We start from the raw sequence: 24,282 nt of genomic DNA on the forward strand, positions 1-24,282 counted from the left end.
TCGTGGGCCTGAATGTCGTGGGCAGAACCCGCGGGCCCCGACCCGCGCGGCGTGGGAATGCGGCGCGGATATTCCGCGCCACGTCAGCGTAGCCGGGTCAAGCTCGTCGTAAACGCAAAGTCCGCCGCTCCTGCGAACGGTGGAATTGGGCATGCAGATTGCGTTTCAGGATGCGGCCGGGCCAGCGGCTCGTCTCAGCCCTCGGCCAGCCGATACCCCACGCCCGGTTCGGTGAAGATCCAGCGGGGGTCGGCGGCATCGTCGCCGAGCTTGGCGCGGAGCTGGCGGATATAGACGCGCAGATACTGGCTGTCGCCGGCATGGGCCGGGCCCCAGATGGCGCGCAGGATCATGTCCTGCGTGACCAGCCGGCCGGCATGGGTGGCCAGAAGCCAAAGAAGGTCGAATTCCTTGCGGGTCAGGTGCAGGTCCTCGCCCGCCAGGCTTGCCCGGTGGTCGGCCGCGTCAATCGACAGCGAACCAAGGGTCAGCACCGCTGTCGCCGCCTCGGCCGCGCGGTCGCGCAGAAGGCCGCGCAGGCGGGCGAGCAGCTCGCCGGTCGAGAAGGGCTTGGTGACGTAGTCCTGCGCGCCTGCGTCGAGGGCGGCGATCTTGCCGGCCTCGTCGCTGCGCACGGACAGGACCAGCACCGGCACCGCGGACCACTCGCGCACCCGCTTCAGCACCGTGATCCCGTCGGCATCCGGCAGGCCCAGGTCCAGGATGATCGCCGCCGGCGCCTCCTTGGCGGCAAGGGCCACCCCCTCATGCGCCGTCGCGGCCTCCGAGACCAGATGCCCCTCGGCCTCCAGCGCCACGCGCAGGAAGCGGCGGATCGGGGTTTCGTCCTCGACGATGAGGATGCGGGCGGCGCTCAATGGGTCAGCTCCGGGTTTGTCAGCGGCAGGTCGATCGCGATCCGGGTGCCGCGGCCGTCGCCATGCACCGGCTCGGCCCGGATCGTGCCGCCATGGGCTTCGACGATTCCCTTGCAGATGGCAAGGCCGAGGCCGGTGCCGCCCTGTCCGCCGTCGCCCTGGCCCACGCGCCAGAACATGTCGAAGACATGGCCCGACGCGCCGGGGGGAAGGCCGGGGCCCTCGTCCTCGATCGCCAGGGTGGCACGGGCGCCATGGGTGCTTGCGGAAATGCGGATCGGCGTGCCGGGACCGGCATATTTGCGCGCATTGTCCAGGATGTTGACCACGACCTGCTCGATCAGGATCGGATCGACATGGGCGGGCGCCATGTCCTCGGGGATGGTCACCATGACCGGGTTGTCGCGCAGCGGCCCGCGCAGCCGGTGCCGCGCCGCGCCCACCAGTTCGCGCAGGTCGGTCGGCACCGCGTTCGGGCGCAGCGCGCCATGGCCCAGCCGGGTCATGTCGAGCAGGTTCTGGATATAGCGGTCCAGCCGCTCGCCCTCTTCGCGGATGGTCTCGACCAGGATGTCGCGCCCCTGGGGCCCAAGGCCGGGCTGGTCCAGCCCCTCGGCGGCGCCCAGGATCGAGACCAGCGGCGTGCGCAGGTCGTGGCTGACCGAGGACAGCAGCGCGCTGCGCAGCCGCTCGGTTTCGCTGGTGACGCGGCTTTGCGCCAGATCCTCGGACAGGCGGATGCGCTCCAGCGCCAGCGCCACCTGATCGGCCAGCGCCTCGAGCAGGCGGCGGTCGCCGGGGCCGGGCTCGCGCCCGTCCTCATAGGCGATGCCCAGCGTGCCGAGGCGCCGCTCGGCCCCGGACAGCGGCAGGAACAGCCAGCGCGAGGCCGGCAGCGTTCCCGACCCGCGCCCGGCCGGCTCGCCATGGTCGAAGGCGTATTGCGCGGCCGATCGCTCTCGCGGTTCCAGCCGGTCCTCGGGCGGAAAGGCGCCGGCTATGGCAAGCGCGCCGCCTTCGTCGGGGACCAGCAGGATCGATTCGCATTCCAGCACCGTCGCCACATGGCTGACCGCCGCCCAGACCACATCGTCGAAAGAGGCCGCCCCGGCCGCCTTGCGCGAGAAATCGTAAAGCTTGCGGGTCCGGTCCGCGATGGCCCGCTGCGCGATGACGCGGCTGCGCAGCCGCGCGGCCAGGTTGCCGGTCAGGATCGAGGCGGCCAGGAACAGCACCAGCGTCAGGAATTCGCCCCGGCTCCAGATGTGAAGCGTCAGGCGCGGTTCGGTAAAGAGAAGATTGTAGGTCAGAAAGCTCAGGACCGCCGTCGCGACCGAGGGCCAGAGGCCGAAATATGCGGCAACGGAAACCACCGCCGTCATATAGATCAGCGACAAGCTGAGGACCGGAAACAGCCGGTCGGCAGAGATCGCGACCAGACTGGCGCCGGCCACGACCGCGATGACGATGCCCGCAAGACGCAGGCCGTGCGGCAGGTCGGGCAGGGCCGGAGCGTGCCGTTTCCGGCCGGCGCGGGCCTCGTCGCCGACCAGGGTCAGCTCGAAATCGGTGGCGCGCCTTGTCAGGCCGGCAAGGAAACGTTCCCGCGCATCGGGCAGCAGCCGTGCCAGCCATGGCCGCGCGGGTGGGCGCGGCAGGATGATCCGGCGAATGTTCTGGCGCCGGGCGAAATCCAGCACCTCGGAGACCGCATCCCCCTCGACCTGCAAGGTCGAGATATCGGCGCCCAGCCTTTCCGCCAGCCGCAGCGCCGGCCCGGTCTCGTCCTGGCCATCGGCACGGCGGTTCTGTTCGTCGCGCAGGCTGGTCAGCGCCAGCACGAACCATTCCACCCGCGCCCGGTCGGCCGAACGCTTGCCGATGCGGATGGCGTCGCGGCCGACCGCGCCCTCGGGCAAGAGCACCAGGATGCGCTCCTGCGTCGGCCATGGCCCGGCGATGGCATTGGTGGCCATATGCTCTTGCAACTGGGCGTCGACCCTGTCGGCGGCGGTGCGCATGGCCAGTTCGCGCAGCGCGGTCAAGTTGCCCTTGGCAAAGAAATTCGCCACCGCGCGCGCGGCCTGGTCCTGGACATAGACCTTGCCCGCGCGCAGCCGGGCGATCAGCTCGTCCGGCGGCAGGTCGATCAGCTCGATCTCGTCGGCCATTTCCAGCACGCGGTCGGGGACTGTCTCGCGCACGCGGACGCCGGTGATGCGGGCGACGGTGTCGTTCAGCGTCTCGACATGCTGGACGTTCAGCGTGGTATAGACGTCGATCCCCGCCGCCAGCACGTCCTCGACATCCTGCCAGCGTTTTTCGTGCCGACCGCCGGAAAGGTTGGAATGCGCAAGCTCGTCGATCAGCGCCAGGTCGGGGCGGTGGGCGATCAGGGCATCGGTGTCCATCTCGTGCAGGATGCGGCCGCTGTGGATGACGCGGCGGCGCGGCAGCACCTCCAGCCCGCGCAGCAGCGCCTCGGTCTCGGCGCGGCCATGGGTTTCGACCACGCCGACCAGCACCTTGACGCCTTCGGCCGCACGCAGCCGCGCGGCCTCGAGCATGGCATAGGTCTTGCCCACCCCCGGCGCCGCGCCCAGAAAGACCTTGAGCCGCCCGCGGCCCTCGCGGCGGGCCTCGGACAGCAGGGCCTCGGGTTCGGGGCGGCGGGGCTCAGACATCGGTTTCCTCAGTCCGCCCCAGCAGGCGGCATGGGCGCGGCAAGGTCAAGCGCCAGGTTGGTTCGCAGGACATTCACCCGCGACTGGCCGTAAAGCCCCCAAAGCGGGCGCGTGACATGCTGCCGGATGATCTGCTGCACGATGGCGGTGTCGATCCCGCGCGCCTCGGCGATGCGCGCGGCCTGGGCCTGCGCATTCTCGGGCGAGATGTCGGGGTCGAGGCCCGAGGCGGAAGCCGTCACCGCGTCCTCCGGCGCGCCGGTCCCGTTCTGGGCCTCATAGGCGGTGCGGCGCCCCGCGACCTGCTCTTTCAGTTGGGCCGAGGTGGGGCCGAGGTTCGAGGCGCCGCCGGGCATGGTCGCGTAATCCACCGCCGAGGGGCGCGGGTGCAGATAGCCCGGCCCGGCGAATTGCTGGCCGACCAGCGCCGAACCGACGATCCGGCCGTCGCGCTCGACCAGGCTGCCTTGCGACAGGCCGGGCGCCACGGCGCGGGCCAGCCCGGTCATCGCCAGCGGATAGGCCAGCCCGGTCAGCAGGATCATCGCCACCAGCATGGCCAGAGCCGGGCGGATATGCGTCATCATGGCATGCTCTCCCTATGCCAGCCCCAGCGCGGTCACGCCCATGTCGATCAGCTTGATGCCGACGAAGGGCGCGACGAGGCCGCCGAGGCCATAGATGGTCAGGTTGCGCCGCAGCAGGGCCGCCGCGCTGGCGGGCTGGTATCCGACGCCGCGCAGCGCCAGCGGGATCAGCGCGACGATGATCAGCGCGTTGAAGATCACCGCCGACAGGATGGCGCTTTGCGGGCTTTCCAGCCCCATCACGTTCAGCACGCCCAAGCCCGGATAGGCGGCGACGAAGACCGCCGGCAGGATGGCGAAATACTTGGCCACGTCGTTGGCCAGGCTGAAGGTGGTCAGCGCCCCGCGCGAGATCAGCAGCTGCTTGCCCACCATCACCACCTCGATCAGCTTGGTCGGGTCGCTGTCGAGGTCGATCAGGTTTGCGGCCTCCTTGGCGGCGGGCGTGCCCGAGTTCATCGCCACGCCCACATCGGCCTGCGCCAGCGCCGGCGCGTCGTTCGAGCCGTCGCCGCACATCGCCACCAGCCGGCCGCCGGCCTGTTCGCGGCGGATGTAGTCCAGCTTCATCTCGGGCGTGGCCTCGGCCATGAAATCGTCCACCCCGGCCTCGGCGGCGATGGCGGCGGCGGTCAGCGGGTTGTCGCCGGTGATCATCACCGTGCGGATGCCCATGGCCCGCAGTTCCGCAAAGCGTTCGCGCACGCCGGGCTTGATCACGTCCTTGAGGTGGATCGCGCCCAGGATGCGCTCGTTCTCGGCCACCAGCAGCGGGGTGCCGCCCGAGCGCGCGATCTCCTCGATCCGGGCGTGCAGGGCGGCGTCGGCCTTCTGCCCGGTGAAGCGCTCGATCGCATCGACGGCGCCCTTGCGCAGCCGCGTGCCGGAGAAATCGACGCCGGACAGCCTGGTCTGGGCCGAGAACGGCACCGGCTCGGCCCCCGGTTCGGGGATGCGGGTCACGTCCTTCAGCAGCTTTTTGGCCAGTTCGACGATGGATTTGCCCTCGGGCGTTTCGTCCGAAAGCGAGGCCAGGAAAGCCGCCATTGCCAGCCCGCGCTCATCGGTGCCGCGCGCCGGGACGAAGGCGTCGGCCATGCGGTTGCCGAAGGTGATGGTGCCGGTCTTGTCCAGAAGCAGCGTGTCCACGTCGCCTGCCGCCTCGACCGCGCGACCCGACTTGGCGATGACGTTGGCGCGCACCAGCCGGTCCATGCCGGCGATGCCGATGGCCGACAACAGCCCGCCGATGGTCGTGGGGATCAGCGTGACGAACAGCGCGGCCAGGGTGATGACGGGAATGACGACGCCCGAATAGCGCGCAAAGGGCTCCAGCGTGACGGTCACGAACAGGAAGATCAGCGTCAGCCCGGCCAGCAGGATGTTCAGCGCGATCTCGTTCGGGGTCTTCTGGCGCTCGGCCCCCTCGACCAGCGAGATCATGCGGTCGAGAAAGCTCTTGCCCGGCTCGGCGGTGATGCGGATGACCAGATGGTCCGAGACGATCCGCGTGCCGCCCGTGACCGAGGAACGGTCGCCGCCGGATTCGCGGATCACCGGGGCGCTTTCGCCGGTGATGGCGCTTTCATCGACCGAGGCGACGCCGCGGATCACCTCGGCATCGGTCGGGATCAGGTCGCCCGCCTCGACCAGCACGATCTGCCCGGCGCGCAGGCCCGAGGAGGGAACCTGGCGCGGTGCCGGATCGTCCGCATGCGCCATCAGCTTGACGACGGTTTCCGCCTTGGTGGCGCGCAGGCTGTCGGCGCGCGCCTTGCCCCGGCCTTCGGCCAGCGCCTCGGCGAAATTGGCGAAGAGCACGCAGAGCCATAGCCAGAAGGCGACCTGCAGGCCGATGCCTGCGCCCTCGGCCCCGAGGGCAAGGTCGCGCAGCGACAGGACGGTGGTCAGCGCGGCGGTGACGGCAGTGACGAAGATCACCGGGTTGCCCATCAGCGCGCGGGGCTGAAGCTTGCGGAAGGATGCCCTGAACGCCGTGCCGTAAAGCCCGGATCGGGCGGTGATGTCGGGGGACATGTCTGTTGTCCTTGCTTGGGAGAGGGCGCGGCCCCGTGCGGGCGGGGCTGCGCTGTCAGAAGGTCTGGCCGGCGCTCAGCGCCGTCTGCTCGGCGACCGGGCCAAGTGCCAGGACCGGGAAGAAGGTCAGCGCACCCAGGATCACCACGGTCAGCACCAGCAGCGTGACGAACAGCGGCCCATGCGTCGGAAAGGTGCCCGCCGTGACCGGGCTTTGCTGCTTGCCGATCATCGAGCCCGCGATGGCCAGCATCGGCACGATGATCGCGAAACGGCCCAGGATCATCAGCAGCCCCAGCGCGGTGGTCTGCCAGGGCAGCGCCGCGCCCCAGCCCGCGAAGGCCGAGCCGTTGTTGCCGACCGCCGAGGCGTAGGCATAAAGCGTCTCGGACAGGCCATGCGGCCCCGCCTCCTGGATGGCCGCGGCCGCCGGCGGGACGGTGACCGAGATCGCGCCGCCGACCAGGATGCCCAGCGGCATCGACAGGAAGGCCAGCATGGCCAGGGTGACCTCGCGCCCCTCGATCTTGCGTCCCAGGTATTCCGGCGTGCGGCCGACCATCAGCCCGGCCAGGAACACCGCCAGCACGACGTAAAGCAGCATGCCGTAAAGCCCCGAGCCGACGCCGCCGAAGATCACCTCGCCGATGGCCATGTTGATGATCGGCACCATGCCCGCCAGCGGCATGAAGCTGTCATGCATGGCGTTGACCGAACCGTTCGAGGCGGCCGTGGTCACCTCGGCCCAAAGCGCCGAGAGGCCGGTGCCGAAGCGCATCTCCTTGCCTTCCAGGTTGCTGGCAAGGCCAAGCGCCGGGTTGCCGCCGCTTTCGCCCAGCCAGATCGCCAGCAGCCCGGCGAGGAACAGCACGCCCATGGCGGCATAGATCGCCCAGCCCTGGCGCCGGTCCCGCGCCATGCGCCCGAAGAGGAAGCAGAAGCCGACCGGGATCAGCAGGATCGCCAAGCATTGCGCCATGTTCGACAGCACCGTCGGGTTCTCCAGCGGATGGGCCGAGTTCGCGCCGAAGAAGCCGCCGCCATTGGTGCCGAGTTGCTTGATCGCGATCTGGCTGGCGACGGGGCCGCGCGGGATCACCTGCTGCGCACCCTCCAGCGTGGTCGCATGCGCCCCGCCCAGAAGCGTTTGCGGCACGCCTTGCAGGATCAGAAGGATCGCCAGGATCACCGACAGCGGCAGCAGCACATAAAGCACCGAACGGGTCATGTCGGCCCAGAAGTTCCCCAAGCCCACCCCCTTGGGTGCGGTGAAGCCGCGGATCACCGCGACGCCGACCGCCATGCCGGTCGCGGCCGAGACGAAGTTCTGCACTGTCAGCCCGGCCATCTGCGACAGATGGCTGAGCTGCGCCTCGCCCGAATAGGCTTGCCAGTTCGTGTTGGTCACGAAGCTGGCGGCGGTATTGAAGGCAAGGTCCGGGCTGATCGCGCCGATGCCCTCGGGGTTCAGGGGCAGGAACTGTTGCAGCCGCAGGATCAGGTAAAGCGCGACGAAGCCCAGAAGGTTGAAGGCGAGCAGCGCCAGCGCATAGCCGCGCCAGCTTTGCCGGACGCCGGGGTCGATGCCGCAAAGGCGATAGAGCCCGCGCTCGACGGGGCCGAGCACGGGGGAAAGAAAGCTGCGCTCGCCCGCATAGACGCGGGCCATGAACGGCGCCAGCACCCAGCCGCCCGCCGTCAATACGGCGCAGAACAGGACATATCCGATCAGGTCTTGCATCTGCGCGCCTCAGAACCGATCCGGGCGCAAGAGCGCGAGGATGAGGAAGACGAAGATCCCCGCCGAGACGGCGAGGCCCAGGATAAGGTCGACCATATGCGCCCTCACGACCTGTCGATCAGGCGCAGCGCCGCGGCGAAACCGCCGATGCCGATCACGCCGAGCGCAAGATAGACGATGTCTGCCATGGCAGGACTCCCGCAGTTTCGATACGGGCCAATATCTGTCCGCGGCGCGTCAAGGGGCTATGCGGATTTCAGGGCGCAGGCGTAAATCCGGCGTAAAGATCATGTCGCGTGGGACTGCGCTTGGGCGGAACCAGGAAGCGGTAGCCCCAAAGGAGCCTTGTAACTTCCTGCTGGTTGATCTGAGTCAAAGTGGCATCGCCGGATTTCCGAAACACTTGGTACAGTTCGCAAGGTCATCGATCGCCGGCCCTGCAGTTTTCGGATGAGTTCGACAGCGGCGATGTCGCGCCGCCCCAGTGGCCAGCACCGGCAGGACGCTGCGCCAGCTGCCATTCCAGCCACCGGAGGCAATCATGGACAAGACGCCCGAAACGCCCGCGAAACGACAGTTCCGTTTCCCAACCGCATTCACCATCCTGTTCGGCCTGATCATCCTGGTCGCCGCGCTGACATGGATCGTGCCCGCCGGACAGTACCAGCGCGAGATGAACGAGGCGCTGGACCGCGAGGTTCCCGTAGCCGGCACCTATGCCGAGACCGAGCCGAACCCGCAGGGCATCACCGATGTGCTGATGGCGCCCATCGCCGGGCTCTACGATCCCGACAGCTATCAGGCCAATGCCATCGACGTGGCCGTCTTCGTGCTGGTGATCGGCGGCTTCATCGGCGTGGTCGCCGCCAGCGGCGCGATCAATGCCGGGATCGGCCATGCCATGACCGCGCTGGCGGGACGCGAGAAATGGATGATCCCGGTGCTGATGGGGCTCTTTGCGCTGGGCGGCACCACCTACGGCATGGCCGAGGAGACGCTGGCTTTCTACATGCTGCTGATCCCGATCATGATCGCCGCGCGCTATGATGCGGTGACGGCGGTGGCGATCATCCTGCTGGGGGCGGGCGTGGGCGTCCTGGGCTCGACCGTGAACGCCTTCGCGACGGTGATCGCCTCGGATGCGGCCGGGATCCCCTTCACGCGCGGGCTGGTGCTGCGGCTGGCGATCCTGGTCCTGTGCTGGCTGGCCTGCGTGATCTATGTCATGCGCTACGCCGAGAAGGTCCGCCGCGATCCGTCGAAATCGCTGGTCTACGACATGAAGGCCCGGAACGAGGCGCATTTCCTCAGCGGGCATCAGGGCGACAAGACCGAATTCACCACCATCCACAAGATCGTCCTGTCGATCTTCGGGCTGACCTTCCTGGTCATGGTCTGGGGCGTGCTGATGGGCGGCTGGTGGATGGGCGAGATGAGCGCGCTGTTCCTGGGCTCGGCCATCCTTGTCGGGCTGGTCGTGCGACCGGGCGAGAAGGCCTTCGTCGATTCCTTCGTCGATGGCGCGCGCGACCTGCTGGGCGTGGCCCTGATCATCGGGCTGGCGCGCGGCATCGTCGTCATCATGGATGCCGGGCGCATCACCGACACCATCCTGCATTGGGCCGAGATGTCGGTCGCAGGCCTGGGCGAGGTGGCCTTCATCAACGTGATGTATTGGCTGCAGGTGCTGATGTCCTTCTTCGTGCCGTCCTCGTCGGGGCTGGCGGTGCTGTCGATGCCGATCATGGCACCGGTCGCGGATTTCGCCGGGGTAGGGCGCGACCTGGTGGTGACGGCCTATCAGTCGGCGAACGGGCTGGTGAACCTGATCAACCCGACCTTCGCCGTGGTCATGGGCGCGCTGGCCATCGGGCGCGTGCCCTATGAGCGCTGGCTGCGCTTCATGTGGCCGCTGCTGGTGATCCTGACGGTCATCATCATGGCCTGCCTCAGCATCGGCGCCCTGATCGCCTGAAACCGGAGAGCGAACATGTCCATCCCCTATGGCGTCCATTCGGAAATCGGCAAGCTGCGCCGGGTTCTCGTCCACCGCCCCGGCTCGGCGCTGGCGCGGCTGACGCCCTCGAATTGCCATGAGCTGCTGTTCGACGACGTGATCTGGGTCAAGCAGGCGCGGACCGATCACATGGAATTCGTCGATGCCATGCGCTATCGCGGGGCCGAGGTCGTCTTCCTGCGCGAGTTGCTGGCCGAGACGATGCGCATCCCCGAGGCCCGCGACTGGCTGCTGGCGCGGCGCGTCAATGAAAACACCGTGGGCGTGGGCCTGGCCGACGAGTTGCGCGCACATCTGATGGAGATCGACGCCGATCCGCTGTCGCTGATCCTGCTGGGCGGGATGAGCCGGGCCGAACTGCCGCTGGAGGGCGGCGGGCTGTTTCCCGCCACCCTGCGGCCGGGGGATTTCGTGTTGCCGCCGCTGCCGAACCATCTGTTCACCCGCGACACGACCTGCTGGATCTATGGCGGCGTGACGCTGAACCCGATGCGCTGGAACGCGCGCAAGCTGGAAACGGTGAACATCGCCGCGATCTATCGCTTCCATCCCGATTTCCGCGACGCGGGCTTTCCGGTCTGGTGGGGCGACCCGGATCGCGACCACGGCCTGGCCACGCTGGAAGGCGGCGACGTGATGCCCATCGGCAACGGCACCGTGCTGGTCGGCATGGGCGAGCGCACCACCCCGCAGGCGGTGGACCAGCTTGCCCGCGCCCTGTTCGCGCAGGGCGGGGCCGAGCGCGTGATCGCCTGCAAGCTGCCGGCCGAGCGCGCCTCGATGCATCTCGACACGGTGTTCAGCTTCTGCGACCACGACTTGGTCACGGTCTTTGCCGATGTGGCCGAACGGATCGTGCCCTATTCCATCCGGCCCGGCGACAAGGATTGGACGCTGGACATTCGCGAGGAAAACCGCCCGCTGGTCGAGGTCGCGGCCGAGGCGCTCGGCCTGCCGAAGCTGCGGGTGGTCGAGACCGGCGGCGACGCCTATGTCGCCGAGCGCGAGCAATGGGACGACGGCAACAACGTCATCGCGCTGGAGCCGGGCGTGGTCATCGCCTATGACCGCAACACCTTCACCAACACCCAGCTGCGCAAGGCCGGGGTCGAGGTCATCACCATTCCCGGCGGCGAACTGGGCCGCGGCCGCGGCGGCGGCCATTGCATGACCTGCCCGCTGATCCGCGATCCGGCGTAGGGGAGGTCCGAGATGTCCGTCAATCTCCTGGGGCGCAGCGTCCTCAAGCTCATGGATTTCACCCCCGACGAGATCCGCTTCCTGCTGCGGCTGTCGGCCTCGCTCAAGCAGGCCAAATACGGCGGTTATGAGCAGCAGCGGCTGAAGGGCCGCAATATCGCGCTGATCTTCGAAAAGGATTCGACCCGCACCCGCACCGGCTTCGAGGTCGCGGCCTATGACCAGGGCGCGCATGTCACCTATCTGGGTCCGACCGGCACCCAGATCGGCAAGAAGGAATCGATGAAGGACACCGCCCGCGTGCTGGGCCGCATCTATGACGCCATCGAATATCGCGGCTTCGGCCAGCAGCAGGCCGAGTTGCTGGCGGAATGGTCGGGCGTGCCGGTCTATAACGGGCTGACGGACGAATTCCACCCGACGCAGATCCTCGCCGATTTCCTGACCATGCGCGAATTCACCCGCAAGCACCTGTCGCAGCTTGCCTTCTGCTTCTTGGGCGATGCCGGCAACAACATGGGCAATTCGCTCTTGGAGGGTGCCGCGCTGATCGGCATGGACGTGCGCCTTGGCGCGCCCCGCGACTGCTGGCCCGAGGAGGCGCTGGTCGCCCGCTGCCGCGAGATCGCCGCGACCACCGGCGCCAGGATCACCCTGACCGAGGATCCGGCCGAGGCCGCGCGCGGCTGCGATTTCGTCTATACCGATGTCTGGGTCTCGATGGGCGAGCCCGAGGAGGTCTGGGCCGAGCGGATCGAAAGGCTGACCCCCTATCGCGTCACCCGCCAGGTCATGGAGGCGACCGGCAACCCGCATGCCAAGTTCATGCATTGCCTGCCCGCCTTTCACAACCGCGAGACCGGGATCGGCGAGAAGATCTTCCGCGAATACGGCATCGATTGCATGGAAGTGACCGAGGAGGTCTTCGAATCCGCCGCCTCGATCGTCTTCGACCAGGCCGAGAACCGCATGCACACGATCAAGGCGGTGCTGGTCGCCACCCTGGCGGGCTAGGGCGATGCGTGTCGTGGTGGCACTGGGCGGCAATGCGCTGCTGCGCCGGGGAGAGCCGATGACGGCCGAGGCGCAGCGCGCCAATGTGCGCAAGGCGGCGCGGGCGCTGGCCGATCTGGCGCGCGACCACCAGATCGTGGTCGCGCATGGCAACGGCCCGCAGGTGGGCCTGCTGGCGCTGCAGGCGGCGGCCTATGGCAGCGAGACGGTCTGGCCGCTGGACATCCTGGGCGCCGAAAGCGTCGGCATGATCGGCTATCTGGTCGAGCAGGAACTGGCCAATGCCTTGCCGCGCGCTGCGGTGCTGGCTACGCTGCTGACCCAGATCGAGGTGGCGCCGGACGATCCCGCCTTCGCCCGGCCCGAAAAGCCCATCGGGCCGCTCTATGACGCCGGGGAGGCCGGGAAGATGCGCGCCGCCCATGGCTGGCCGATGGCCGAGGAGGCTGCCGGACAGTGGCGCCGCGTGGTGTCCTCGCCCCGCCCCCGGCACATCACCCAGATCCGCGCGGTGCGCCTGTTGGTCGAAGCGGGCGTCACGGTGATCTGCGCGGGCGGCGGCGGCATCCCGGTGATCCGGCGGGCCGATGGCAGCTTGCAGGGGGTCGAGGCCGTGATCGACAAGGACCACGCTGCCGGCCTGCTGGCCGCGCAGCTGGAGGCCGATGCCTTCCTGATGCTGACCGATGTCGATGTGGTCTATGACGGCTGGGGCACCCCCGAGCAGCGCGCCATCCGCTGGGCGCGGCCCGACCAGCTGGATCCGGCCCGCTTCGCCGCGGGCTCGATGGCACCCAAGGTCGAGGCCGCCCGCACCTTCGCGGCATCGCCGGGCAGGATGGCCGGAATCGGGCGACTGGAGGATGCCCGCGCGATCCTGGAAGGACGCGCAGGCACGTTGGTGCGCTCGGGGTCGGGTGAGTGAGGGCATATCGACAGTTCCTCATCTCGGCGATGAACCCATGTCACGAAGACCCTAACTAACCGATCAGACAGCTGTATCCGGTCCCGGAGCGCACGGTCGGCACCTGCAAATGCTGCGGCGCAACCTCCCGAAAGCTGACGCTCGACTGGCACTGCAGCGAATTCCTCACCATCATGGCAAGGATGCGGGACAAGGCTGCGGGTCGTGGTATGTGACCCGGTGAAGCAAGAGGGGCTAAGGCTGGTCAATTCACATAAGGGGGCGGCGGAGGTCCGTATCGGCGTCACGCAGTCCCCGGAATCTACAAGGACGTTCACAACGCGGAACGTGCGAACCGATGCCGCGAAGCAGGTCTCTGGTTGGCATCTTCCGACGTTACGGGCGAGCGTGGCGACATGGTGTCGTGGGGGCCGGGTGCAATCATTACGCCTGCCGGTGAAGTCGTCGCCCAACTCGCCCTGAATGGACTTGGGCTGCTTCCGGCCCCGGACGCCATGAGGTGCTGCGCTTCGGGCTGATGGTAGAACGTGGTCTGTGTGAAGCAGCCACAAGCATCAGGAAAGGACGCGCAGCATGAAGCATTATGCCGGATTGGATGCATCGGTAAAAGAGACCTCGATCTGCATCGTTGATGAGGAAGGGAGGTTCTGTCGGCTGGGATAGTGGAGGAAATAGCCGTCGAAAATGGGCGGCCAGTCGTCCAGCACCAGCCCGCCGCTTGCCAATAGGCCGGTATGGTGGAGGAACTTTTGCTCAGCTTACATGGGGTGTTACCGGCTGAAGGGACCGCGCGGCCGAAAACGAACCGCGCGACACCGTCAGCAAACACTTGACCGGGAAAACCAGGAATTATCCATCGCCTTATATGCGCGATCCGCCTGCGGGCCGCTGCAGGGCAGAGCGCGACACGCGGTCGAACAGCAGGGCGATGGCGACGATGGCCAGGCCAGCACGCAGCCCAAGGCCCATCTCCATCCGCGTCAACCCGCGTGTAACCTCGGCGCCAAGGCCGCCCGCGCCGACCAGCCCGGCCAGGACAACCATCGCCAAGGACAGCAGGATGCACTGGTTCAGGCCGACGACGAGCGTCGGCAAGGCGGCGGGGAATTCGATCCGCGTCAGGATGATGCGGGGCGGTGCGCCTATGGCCTGGCCCAGCTCCAGCAGGTCCTTGGGCACCTGGCGAAAGGCCAGCGTGGTCAGTCGCAGCATCGGCGGGATGCCGTAGACGACGGTCGCCAGCAGCGCCGGCACCTGACCCAGGCTGAACAGGATCACCGCCGGTATCAGATAGACCCATGGCGGCACGGTCTGCATGATGTCGAGGATGGGACGGAGCGCCGCCTCAAGACGCGGCCGGCGCGACGCCATGATCCCAAGGGGAACGGCGATCGCCACAGCCGCCACGACCGCGGTGAAGACCAGCGCGATCGTCTGCATCGATTGCGGCCAGAGGTTCATCAGCCAGCAGAAGCCCAGGCACAGGAAGGCCAGCAGCGCCACCCGCAGGCCGGTCAGCAAGGCCACCGTGATCGTGACCAGCAGGATCACCACGATGGCCGGCGGATAGAGCAGCAGCGACTGGAAGGCGCCGAGAACGGCCTCGACCACGCGTCCGATGACATCGAACAGCCCGTGCAGGTTGGCGTTCAGCCAGTCCACGAAGGGCGCGAGCCAGGTGCCGATGGAAAACTGGAAGGTCATGCGCCGCTCCCTTTCTGTTGCGCCATGCCTTGGGTCAGGCGGTCGATGACCATGGTCAGGATCACGATGGCGATGGCGGCGTCGATGGACTTGGCGATGTCCAGCGTGCGGATCGCGTCATAGATCGTCTGGCCCAGCCCGCCCGAGCCGACGATGCCGGCGATGACCACCATGCCGAATGCCATCATCAGGGTCTGGTTGATCCCCGCCATGATGCTGGGAACGGCGAAAGGCAGGCGGATCTTCAGGAACATCTGGCCGCGCCTCATGCCGAGGGACTTGCCCAGTTCCAAGAACTCGGCCGGGGTGCGGGAGATACCCAGCGCCGTCAGCCGGATTGCCGGCGGCATGGCGACGATCAGCGTCGCGGCCAGCGCCGTCGCCGGGCCGAAGCCCAGAAGCGCGATGGCGGGCAGCAGATAGATATAGGGCGGCATGGTCTGGATCAGGTCCAGCACCGGCTCGGCAGCTCGGTTGAGCCGCGGATTGAAACCGGCCAGGATGCCGATGGGCAACGCGACCAGCAGGGCGAGGAAGGTCGCGCTGAGCACAAGGGCAAATGTGCTCATGGTTTCGGACCAAAGCCCCATGAAGGCGCAGACCGCAAGGCCCGCGGCGATGGCAAGCCCGGCACTGGCGCCGATCAGGCGCCAACCGGCGAGCCCCAGGAGAATCATGGTGACATACCAGGGCGAGCCCCCGAGTGCCCAGAATACCGCGCCATAGAAACCCTCGAAACCAAGGCGCAGGCCATCGAACAGGAACGCGGCATGGTCAGTGACCCAGAACAGCGCATCATCGACAATGCGGTCGAAATTGCTGGCAATCGTTGCGGGATCCATGCCGGTCAATGCCCCCCGGTTTCGGAGGCTTGCGATCCCTTGACCCCCAGCAGCAGGCTGGTCGGCGTCACCACGCCGGCGATCTGGCCCGCCTCGACCACGGCAAGCCCGGCGCTGCGATGGCCGACCATCAGTTCGATCAGCCCGTCTATGTCGGTATCGGGCGAAGTGAGGGGCAGGCTCTCCAACCCGACGCCCGGATGCTCGCGCTGGAACTCGGCGGGCGGGATCATGACCGAATGCGCCTTGATCAGATGCAGTTTCGAAATGCCGGCGACAAATTCGGCGACATAGTCGTCGGCCGGGTTCAGGATCAGTTCTTCGGCGGTTCCGGTCTGGATGATGACGCCGTCCTTCATGATGGCGATGCGGTCGCCGATGCGGATCGCCTCGTCCAGGTCATGGGTAATGAAGATCGCGGACTTGCCGAGTTCCTTGGTCAGCTGCCGGAACTCGTCTTGCAACTGCCGACGGATCAGCGGGTCGAGCGCCGAGAACGGTTCGTCCATCAGGATGATCTCGGGGTCCGAGGTCAACGCGCGGGCCAAGCCCACCCGCTGCTGCATGCCTCCCGAAAGCTCGCCCGGATAACGCTCCATCCAATCGGCCAGCCCGACCTTGGCCAGCGCGGCCTTGGCCGTCTGGTTGCGCTCGGCCTTGGGGATGCCCTGCACCTCCAGCCCGAAGGCGGCATTTTCCAGCACCGTGCGGTTGGGCAGCAATGCCACGCTCTGAAACACCATGGCCATATGCTTGGCCCGCAACTCGCGCAGGTCAGGCTCGCTCATGGCACCGATGTCGCGGCCCTTGACCTTGATCTGGCCGCTGGTCGGCTCGATCAGCCGGTTCAGCATGCGGATCAACGTCGATTTGCCGCTGCCCGACAGGCCCATGATGCAGAAGATCTCGCCGCGCCCGACCTGAAAGCTGGCGTCGGATACGCCGACGACGCAGTCGAATTCCTGCAGGACTTCGCGCTTGCCGAGGTTGCGGCGCTGGACCGCATCCATCGCGGCCGGCGCCCGGGTGCCGAAGATCTTCCATGCCGACTGGCAGTCGAGCAGGATTTCCCCGGCATTCATGCTTCCTGTGGTCACTATCCGTTTCTCCGAGATGACAGATGGTTGGGCCGCCGGAGATCAATCGGCGGCCCGGACGTGGCTCAGTAGCTCTTGGTGTTCGACCAGCGCTCGAGCAGCAGGCCGTGGCTGTCGATCCAGGACTGGATAGCGGCATCCATGGTTTGTCCGCCCGCGACAGCCGAGTTGATGGCCGCAATGTCGGCGATCGGCAGGAAGACACCGGCCAGGATTTCCCGTGCCTCGGGGTTTGCTTCCGAGAAGCCCTTTTGCGCGATCAGGTTATAGGACTGGGGCGGCGCGAACACGCCCTTGGGATCGGCCAGGAACTTCATCTCGAATTGCTCGGCCATCCAGGTCGGTGTCCACAGCGTCACGACGATCGGCTCCTGCCGGTCCACGGCCGATTTCAGTGCGGCCGTCATGCCTGCGGTCGAGCCCTCGACCAACTGCAGCTTCAGGCCGTATTTGTCGACCGCATCGGTCGTCTCGCGCATCAACCCCGAACCGGGCTCGATGCCGACGATCTTGCCGCCCAGCTTGTCGGCACTGTCGTTCAACTCTTCGATGGAGTTGATCTCGACATAGCTGGGAACCGCCAGGCCCTGGTAAAGGCCATGCGAGGCGATGGAGACCTTCTCAAGCCGGTTCTTGTTCTTTTCCCAATAGTCGTAGGCGACAAAGTCGACCTGCGAGGCCATGACCTGCACATCGCCGCGGGTCAGCGCGGCATAGGCGATGCCCCATTCGGAAAACTCGGTCAGCTCCACCGTATAGCCCTTGTTCTCAAGGACTTTCTTGGCCACGGCCGCGATCGGCACCATGTCCTCCCAGGCCATGGTGCCCAGCTTGATCACCTTGTCCTGGGCGTTTGCGGCAAACGCGCTCACCCCCAGCACGGCTGCCGCGGCAAGAGCTTTCATCAGTCGTTTCATGTGCACTCCCTTGATTGTCCGATCGGGCTTCATTGCCGGCCCAACCTGTGACGGAACACCGCCTGGACGGATCGGCGGTCGGATCAAACCTTCGCTCTGTCTGCGAAGATTATATTGACACGCTATTTTTCGATAGACATTCTGTCTACAAATAATTTGCGCAGGACGGAATCCGACGAATGGCCTACAGATTGTCTACACATGATCATGGAGGTCTTTTCATGGCGATGCAGAAGTCGGATGCAGCCCAACCGCGCTTGGTAAATATTGATAAGAAACAGGTTCTTGCCTTGGAATTGCGTCGGCGGATCCTGTTGATGGAGATTGCCCCCGGCGCGGTGATCGACGAGCAGGAACTGGCCGAGGAATTCGGCCTGTCGCGCCCCCCGGTGCGCGAGCTGATGCGGCAGATGGCGGGCGAAGGCTATATCGAGCTGGAGGCGAATCGTCCCGCCCGCGCCACCTCGATGAGCTATCACGCGCTGCGCGACTTCTATCTTGTCGCGCCGATGATCTACATCGCCTCGACCAGGCTGGCGGCCGAAAACGCCCGGCCCGCCGACATCGCCAAGCTGCGCCGGATCCAGGACGAATTCCGCGCGGCGGTCGAAGGGGGCGATGTGGATGCCCGGATCTTCGCCAATGACGCCTTCCACCTGGAAATCGGCAACATCGCCCGGAACGCCTATCTGCTGCCCAGCCTGCGGCGGCTGCTGATCGACCATGCCCGGATCGGGCGAACCTATTACCGCGACGACGTCTCGGACAAGGCCGAACTCGCCACCGCCGCCGCGCAGCACGACCAGATCATCGACGCCATCGAGCGCCGCGACCCCGAGACCGCCGGCCGCATCGTGCAGGCGCATCTCGAGCTCTCGCGGCGCAACATGGCCGCATACGCCGTCCCGGAGGGGATGGAGATACCTTCAACAAGCTGACTTCGCCACCTGGGAGAAACCATGACCGATCTGCTGAGCACCGAGGATTACAGGGCCATCGCCGCCGGGCTGTCTTTCCCGACGCAGGCCTTCATCGACGGCGCCTTCCGCCCGGCGCTGTCGGGCAGGACCTTCGCCACCACCAACCCGGCGACGGGCGCGGCGCTGGCCGAGATCGCCGCCTGCGACGCGCAGGACGTGGACCTGGCCGTGGCCGCCGCCCGCGCCGCCTTCGAGGACGGGCGCTGGTCCAGGCTGCACCCCGGCGAGCGCAAGGAGGTGCTGTTGCGCCTGGCCGCGCTGATGCAGGACCACGCCCGCGAACTGGCGGTGCTGGAAAGCCTGGATGCCGGCAAGACCATCTTCGACTGCGAAACCGTCGACGTGCCGGAGACCATCCATGTCATCAAGTGGCACGCGGAACTGATCGACAAGATCTACGACCAGGTCTCGCCGGCCTCGGACAACCATATCGCCATGGTGGTGCGCGAACCCGTGGGCGTGGTCGGGCTGGTGCTGCCCTGGAACTTCCCGCTGCTGATGCTGGCCTGGAAGATCGGCCCGGCGCTGGCCGCCGGCTGCTCGGTGGTGATGAAGCCCGCGGGCGAGACGACGCTGACCGCGCTGCGGGTGGCGGAGCTGGCGGCCGAGGCCGGGCTGCCGGCGGGGGTTTTGAACATCGTCACCGGCTCGGGCCGCGAGGTGGGCGAGCCCTTGGGCCGGCACGCGGACGTCGACATGGTCAGCTTCACCGGCTCGACCGCGACGGGTCGGCGGTTCCTGAACTATTCGGCCGACAGCAACCTCAAGGAGGTGGTGCTGGAGCTGGGCGGCAAGAACCCCTGCATCGTGCTGGACGATGCCGAGGACCTGGACGCGGTGGCGGCGCATGTGGTGAACGGCGCGTTCTGGAACATGGGGCAGAACTGCTCGGCCGCCTCGCGGCTGATCGTGCAGAGGGGCATCAGGGACCGGCTGCTGGAGAAGGTCCGGGCCGAGGCGGCCGGCTGGCTGGTGGGCGATCCGCTGGATCCGGTGAACCGCGTGGGTCCGCTTGTCTCGAAGGCGCATTTCGACAAGGTCAGCAGCTATCTGGATGCGGCGAAATCGGAAACCGTGCTGGTCGGCGGCAATGTCGTCAGCCCCGGCTTCATCGAGCCGACCATCGTGGAGACCGCGCGCGATTCCCGGCTGGCGGTGGAGGAGATCTTCGGCCCGATCCTGACGGTGATCGTGGTGGACAGTTTCGAGGAGGCGATCGCGGTCGCCAACGACACCGACTACGGGCTTGCGGCCTCGATCTTCTCGGCCAACGGCAAGCGGGCCTTGCGCGGGGCGCGGGCCTTGCGGGCGGGCACGGTGACGGTGAACAGCTTCGGCGAGGGCGACGTGACCACCCCCTTCGGCGGCTACAAGCAATCGGGCTTCGGCGGCCGCGACAACAGCGTCCACGCCCATGACCAGTACACCCAGCTCAAGACAATCTGGATCGACCTGAACTAAGGATCACCCGACATGACCGACTTTGCCTTTCCCGGCCTCAACCTGGCCGTGACCACCCCTTTTGACCCGGACGGCCGCGTCGCCTTCGACCGGCTGGAGGAGCACCTGGAGCGCTATATCGCCGCCGGCATCCCCGGCTTTGTCCTCAGCTCCGGCACCGGGTTGCATGCCTATCTGTCGCGCGAGGAATCCGACGAGCTGGTGGCGCGTGGCGCCAGGATCATCGACGGCCGCGCCAAGGTCATCGTGCAGACCTCGGCCCTGCTGGTCGAGGATGTCGTGGCCCGCACCCGCCACGCCGCCGATTGCGGCGCCGACGGGGTGATGCTGCTGCCGCCGTTCTTCGAGGGTCCGACCAGCGACGACGATGTGGTCGCCTTCTACGAAACCGCGTCGCAGGGCGGGCTGCCCATCATCGGCTACAATGTCCCGCATGTCGTGGGGGTCGCCATCACGCCCGACCTGTTCCGCCGGCTGGCCGAGATCCCGAACTTCGTCACCGTCAAGGACAGCAGCGGCGACCTGGTGCAGCAGACCGACCTGATCCGCACCGGCCTGCCGGTGATGAATGGCGCCGATCCGCTGGTGCCCTATGCGCTTTATGCCGGCGCTGCGGGCCTGATCTGGGGCGGGGCGAATTTCGCGCCGAAGGCCTGCGTCGCCGTGGTCAAGGCCGCCGAGGCGGGCGACTGGAGCAAGGTGCGCGAGTTCTGGCGGGCGCTGGAGCCGGCGATGAACCTGATCTGGCAGGGCGATTACGGACAGTCGGTCTATGCCGCCGCCGAGATGACCGGCTATGGCGCGGGCCAACCCCGCCGCCCGTTCAGCCCGCTTTCGGCTGACAAGCGCGAGGTGCTGCGGGCCGCGCTTGGCGGGCTGATCGAATCCGAGGCGCAATCGTGACCAGCCACCGGATCAAGCCATCCGATCTGCCCCGGCATCCGGGGGTCTCGGGCTGGGTGGCGATGCTGCCGCCCCGCAAGCCCACCCCGGCGCTGAAAGCCGCGATCACCGCCGACATCGCGGTGATCGGCGCCGGTTTCGCCGGGCTTTCGGCGGCAAGGCGGCTGGCACAGATCGACCCCGGCCTGCGCATCGCCGTGCTCGAGGCCGGCGTGGTCGGCGACGGCCCGGCGGGGCGCAATTCGGGCTTCATCATCGACCTGCCGCATGAGGTCTCGTCCGAGGATTACGGCGGCACCGCGCTGCAGAAAAGCCGCGACCACATCACCCTGCAGCGCCGGGCGGTCGATTTCGCCGTGGAACTGGCGCAGGAGAAGGGCTGGCCGCGCGAGGTGCTGGACATGTGCGGGCGCTACAACGTCGCCATGTCGCCCGAGGGCGATCACCATATCCTCGACTACGCCAGGCAACTCGACCAGCTGGGCGAGGAATATCGCCTGCTGGACCGCGCCGAGATCGCCGATGTGACCGGCTCGCAGGCGTTTTCCTCGGCGATCTTCATGCCGGGCACCGCCATGGTCCAGCCCGCCGCCTATATCCGTGGGCTGGCCGATGCGCTGGCCGGCAATGTCACGCTCTACCAGCAATCCCCCGCCATGGCTTTCGAGCCCAAGGGCGCGGGTTGGCTGGTGAAAACGCCCGGCGGATCGGTCCAGGCCGGACGGATCGTCCTGGCCAACAACGGCTATGCCGAGCGCTTCGGCTTCTTCCGGGGTCGGCTGCTGCATGTCTATACCTATGCCTCGATGACCGAGCCTTTCTCGCCGAACCGCCTTGGCGGGCTCAGGGACTGGGCGGCGACGCCGTCCTCGCCCATGGGCACGACGCTGCGCCGGGTCTCGGGCGCGGATGGCGACCGGCTGCTGGTGCGTTCGCGCTATACCTGCAACCCCAGCATGACTGTCGGCGAAGGCACGCTGCGAAGGGCCGGCCATGTGCATGACGGGAAGTTCGCCCACCGCTTCCCCAGGCTGTCCGACGTGAAGATGCAATATCGCTGGGGCGGCGCCATGGCGGTGACGCTCAACAGCGTCCCGGCCTGGGGCGAGGTCGAAAAGGGCGTCTTTGCGGCCTGCGGCTGCAACGGGCTGGGGGCGTCGAACGCCACCGCCTCGGGCCTTGCCGCGGCAGAGGAAATGATGGGCATCCCGACCGACCTGACCCGCATCTATCGCGACTTTCCGGCACCGAAAAAGCTACCCCCGCAACCGTTCCTGACGATCGGCGCCAAGGCCACCTTGGCGATCCGCGAACGCAGGGCCGGAATCGAATGAACCGGAAAAGAGCTGGACAACCTTCATCCTTGGACGTCCCGGCCCTTTGACATGACGAACCCCAATCCGCTGACAAGGAATGATCCATGCGCCACCGCTTCTTCTGCATCGACAGCCATACCTGCGGCAACCCGGTCCGGGTCGTGGCGGGGGGCGCGCCGCTCTTGCCGCACCTGCCGATCTTCGAGCGCCGCGACCTGTTCCTGCGCGACCACGACTGGGTGCGCACCGCGCTGATGTTCGAGCCGCGCGGCCATGACATCATGTCGGGCGTCATTATCTACCCGGCCCATCGCGAGGATTGCGACCTCGCGGCGCTGTTCATCGAGGTCTCGGGCTGCCTGCCGATGTGCGGCGCCGGCACCATCGGCCTGGCCACCGTCGCCATCGAGGAAGGGCTGGTCACGCCCAAGATCCCCGGCAGGCTGGCCATCGAGACCCCCGCCGGCCGGGTCGACGTGGAATACACCATGGACGGCGAGCGCGTCGCCTCGGTGCGGCTGTTCAACGTGCCGAGCTTCCTGCACAGCGCCGATGTCCGCGTCGACGTGCCCGGCCTTGGCCCGCTGGTGGTGGACATTGCCTATGGCGGCAATTTCTACGCGGTGATCGAGCCGCAGGAAAACTGGCCCGGCCTGACCGGCATGACCGCGGCGGAGATCGTGACCCACAGCCGGGCGCTGCGCGAGGCGCTGGCCGGGATCGGCGACAAGGTCGTCCACCCCGAGAACGCGCGCATCCGCGGCGTCCATCACGCGGTCTGGTGCGACGGCCCGGACGGGCCGGATTGCGACGGCCGCGACGCGGTCTTCTATGGCGACAAGGCCATCGACCGCTCGCCCGGCGGCACCGGCACCTCGGCGCGCATGGCCCAGCTTCATGGCAAGGGGCGGCTGGCGGTCGGCGAAAGCTTCCGCAACAAGAGCCTGATCGGCACCGTCTTCGAGGGCCGGGCCGAGCAGGCGGTGACGGTGGGCGACCATGCCGGCATCCTGCCCAGCATCGGCGGCTGGGCCCGGATCACCGGCCACAACACCATCCTGGTCGATGACGACGACCCGCTGAAACACGGCTTCCAGATCGCCTAGGCAGAAAAGAGGTAACCGGCCGGTTGGCACTGCCTGCCTGAGTTTTGGCGGATCGGCTATGGGACGTGCATAATGACGTCGTTAGCGACGTCTCTTATGCGGGGTTCAGGATGCGTGGCGATGTCCTTGGGTTGGAACGGCGGCGGCGGTGGGATGACGAGGAGAAGCTCGCGATCGTGCTGTCGGTTGGCGCCGATGGTGCGACGGTCGCGCAGCGCCATGATGTGACGCGCCAGCAGATCTACGCCTGGCGGCCCGAGCTGAAGAAGAAGGGGCTGCTGTTCCCGACCGCCGATGCGCTGTTCCTGCCGATCTCAACGCCCGAGCCGATAGAGACTGCCCTGCCGGAGGCAACTGTCCGCTCGCCCGACCCCGATCCGCAGGTCGAGTTGGTGCTGGCCAATGGCCGCTGCCTGCGATTTGCACCGGATCTGGAGCCCACCGTGCTGGTGCGGTTGATCCGGGTGTGGAGGCGGCATGATCGGCCCCGGAACCGGTGTCAGGGTCTATCTGGCCTGCGGCGTGACCGACATGCGCAAGGGGATCGAGGGGCTGGCGGCTTTGGCCCGGGACGTGCTGCGCCAGAAGCCTGCCAGCGGCGCGGTCTTTGCCTTCCGCGGTCGCCGCGGCGACAGGCTGAAGCTGCTCTATTGGGACGGCCAAGGCTTCTGCCTTTACTACAAGATCCTGGAGCGGGGCCGCTTTCCCTGGCCCGGCAGCGGCGAAGGGGCGATGCGCCTGACCTCGGCGCAGCTTGCCATGCTGTGGGAGGGGATCGACTGGCGGCGTCCCGACTGGGGCGCACCCCCAGCGCGGGTCGGGTAGATTATCTTTCTGAAACTCCTTGTTTTATTGGCCATATCGACCTGCGCG

Annotated in this window: 20 protein-coding genes and 1 pseudogene; 11 read left to right on the plus strand and 10 right to left on the minus strand. The window is 67.3% G+C overall.

The genetic code is table 11. The annotated features are described in order from the left end of the window. Nucleotides 1-194 precede the first annotated feature (194 nt). The 6 genes from E3U25_RS02720 to kdpF are packed head-to-tail and all read right to left on the minus strand — an operon-like array spanning nt 195 to nt 8,023. Nucleotides 195-878 carry a response regulator gene (locus tag E3U25_RS02720; RefSeq protein WP_116221271.1) on the minus strand — a complete coding sequence of 228 codons (684 nt, stop codon included), beginning with the start codon at nt 876-878 and terminating at the stop codon, nt 195-197. Then, nucleotides 875-3,562 carry a sensor histidine kinase gene (locus tag E3U25_RS02725; RefSeq protein ID WP_116221270.1) on the minus strand — a complete coding sequence of 896 codons (2,688 nt, stop codon included), beginning with the start codon at nt 3,560-3,562 and terminating at the stop codon, nt 875-877. Before E3U25_RS02725 ends, E3U25_RS02720 begins: the two co-directional genes overlap by 4 nt. An 8-nt stretch (nt 3,563-3,570) precedes the next feature. Beyond that, complete coding sequence (gene kdpC, locus E3U25_RS02730; RefSeq protein WP_116221269.1) at nt 3,571-4,149, minus strand: potassium-transporting ATPase subunit KdpC; 579 nt, start codon at nt 4,147-4,149, stop codon at nt 3,571-3,573. 12 nt (nt 4,150-4,161) lie between these two features. Next, nucleotides 4,162-6,186 (minus strand): potassium-transporting ATPase subunit KdpB, encoded by a 2,025-nt coding sequence (gene kdpB / locus E3U25_RS02735; RefSeq protein ID WP_116221268.1) that lies wholly within the window; start codon nt 6,184-6,186, stop codon nt 4,162-4,164. Between the two features lie 55 nt (nt 6,187-6,241). Then, nucleotides 6,242-7,927 (minus strand): potassium-transporting ATPase subunit KdpA, encoded by a 1,686-nt coding sequence (kdpA, locus tag E3U25_RS02740; protein ID WP_116221267.1) that lies wholly within the window; start codon nt 7,925-7,927, stop codon nt 6,242-6,244. Between the two features lie 9 nt (nt 7,928-7,936). Continuing rightward, a complete protein-coding gene (gene kdpF / locus E3U25_RS24975; RefSeq protein WP_036759505.1) occupies nt 7,937-8,023 on the minus strand; it encodes a K(+)-transporting ATPase subunit F in 87 nt (28 codons plus the stop codon). Nucleotides 8,024-8,468: 445 nt separating this feature from the next. Between kdpF and E3U25_RS02745 the strand changes: the two genes are divergently transcribed. From E3U25_RS02745 to arcC, 4 genes are read left to right on the plus strand one after another with little or no spacing between them, the layout of a single operon-like run. Next, complete coding sequence (locus E3U25_RS02745) at nt 8,469-9,902, plus strand: YfcC family protein (protein ID WP_036759507.1); 1,434 nt, start codon at nt 8,469-8,471, stop codon at nt 9,900-9,902. 15 nt (nt 9,903-9,917) lie between these two features. Next, nucleotides 9,918-11,144, plus strand: coding sequence for an arginine deiminase (gene arcA / locus E3U25_RS02750; RefSeq protein ID WP_036759509.1), 1,227 nt, complete (start codon nt 9,918-9,920; stop codon nt 11,142-11,144). 12 nt (nt 11,145-11,156) lie between these two features. Next, nucleotides 11,157-12,158, plus strand: coding sequence for an ornithine carbamoyltransferase (gene argF, locus E3U25_RS02755; protein WP_116221266.1), 1,002 nt, complete (start codon nt 11,157-11,159; stop codon nt 12,156-12,158). 4 nt (nt 12,159-12,162) lie between these two features. Beyond that, complete coding sequence (gene arcC / locus E3U25_RS02760) at nt 12,163-13,083, plus strand: carbamate kinase (protein WP_116221265.1); 921 nt, start codon at nt 12,163-12,165, stop codon at nt 13,081-13,083. An 861-nt stretch (nt 13,084-13,944) separates the two neighbouring features. Here arcC and E3U25_RS02770 read toward each other — a convergent pair. The 4 genes from E3U25_RS02770 to E3U25_RS02785 all read right to left on the minus strand — a co-directional run bounded on the left by E3U25_RS02770 (nt 13,945) and on the right by E3U25_RS02785 (nt 17,643). Further along, the gene (locus E3U25_RS02770) at nt 13,945-14,787 is read right to left on the minus strand and encodes an ABC transporter permease (protein ID WP_116221264.1); all 843 of its coding nucleotides are present in this window, start codon (nt 14,785-14,787) and stop codon (nt 13,945-13,947) included. Next, the gene (locus E3U25_RS02775) at nt 14,784-15,629 is read right to left on the minus strand and encodes an ABC transporter permease (RefSeq protein ID WP_116221263.1); all 846 of its coding nucleotides are present in this window, start codon (nt 15,627-15,629) and stop codon (nt 14,784-14,786) included. Before E3U25_RS02775 ends, E3U25_RS02770 begins: the two co-directional genes overlap by 4 nt. Nucleotides 15,630-15,634: 5 nt before the next feature. After that, on the minus strand, nt 15,635-16,711 hold the full coding sequence (locus E3U25_RS02780) for a quaternary amine ABC transporter ATP-binding protein (protein WP_116221262.1): 1,077 nt from the start codon (nt 16,709-16,711) through the stop codon (nt 15,635-15,637). Nucleotides 16,712-16,791: 80 nt separating this feature from the next. Then, entirely contained in the window at nt 16,792-17,643 is an 852-nt protein-coding gene (locus E3U25_RS02785) for a glycine betaine ABC transporter substrate-binding protein (protein ID WP_036759526.1), read from the minus strand. Between the two features lie 221 nt (nt 17,644-17,864). On the opposite strand from E3U25_RS02785, the gene E3U25_RS02790 reads away from it, so the two are divergent. The 7 genes and pseudogenes from E3U25_RS02790 to tnpB all read left to right on the plus strand — a co-directional run bounded on the left by E3U25_RS02790 (nt 17,865) and on the right by tnpB (nt 24,234). Beyond that, entirely contained in the window at nt 17,865-18,581 is a 717-nt protein-coding gene (locus tag E3U25_RS02790) for a GntR family transcriptional regulator (protein WP_072463911.1), read from the plus strand. Nucleotides 18,582-18,602: 21 nt separating this feature from the next. Beyond that, the gene (locus tag E3U25_RS02795; protein ID WP_116221261.1) at nt 18,603-20,084 is read left to right on the plus strand and encodes an aldehyde dehydrogenase; all 1,482 of its coding nucleotides are present in this window, start codon (nt 18,603-18,605) and stop codon (nt 20,082-20,084) included. A 12-nt stretch (nt 20,085-20,096) separates the two neighbouring features. Continuing rightward, a complete protein-coding gene (locus E3U25_RS02800) occupies nt 20,097-20,987 on the plus strand; it encodes a dihydrodipicolinate synthase family protein (protein ID WP_116221260.1) in 891 nt (296 codons plus the stop codon). A 62-nt stretch (nt 20,988-21,049) separates the two neighbouring features. After that, nucleotides 21,050-22,321 carry an NAD(P)/FAD-dependent oxidoreductase gene (locus E3U25_RS02805; RefSeq protein WP_116221719.1) on the plus strand — a complete coding sequence of 424 codons (1,272 nt, stop codon included), beginning with the start codon at nt 21,050-21,052 and terminating at the stop codon, nt 22,319-22,321. Nucleotides 22,322-22,407: 86 nt separating this feature from the next. Further along, nucleotides 22,408-23,409, plus strand: coding sequence for a 4-hydroxyproline epimerase (locus E3U25_RS02810; RefSeq protein ID WP_116221259.1), 1,002 nt, complete (start codon nt 22,408-22,410; stop codon nt 23,407-23,409). 110 nt (nt 23,410-23,519) lie between these two features. After that, a pseudogene (locus tag E3U25_RS02815) lies at nt 23,520-23,678 on the plus strand (transposase); the annotation flags it as partial. 208 nt (nt 23,679-23,886) lie between these two features. Then, nucleotides 23,887-24,234 carry an IS66 family insertion sequence element accessory protein TnpB gene (tnpB, locus tag E3U25_RS02820; RefSeq protein ID WP_116221258.1) on the plus strand — a complete coding sequence of 116 codons (348 nt, stop codon included), beginning with the start codon at nt 23,887-23,889 and terminating at the stop codon, nt 24,232-24,234. The last annotated feature ends 48 nt before the right edge of the window (nt 24,235-24,282 follow it).

Source organism: Paracoccus versutus (assembly GCF_029909795.1).
GTDB classification, from domain to species: Bacteria; Pseudomonadota; Alphaproteobacteria; order Rhodobacterales; family Rhodobacteraceae; genus Paracoccus; species Paracoccus versutus.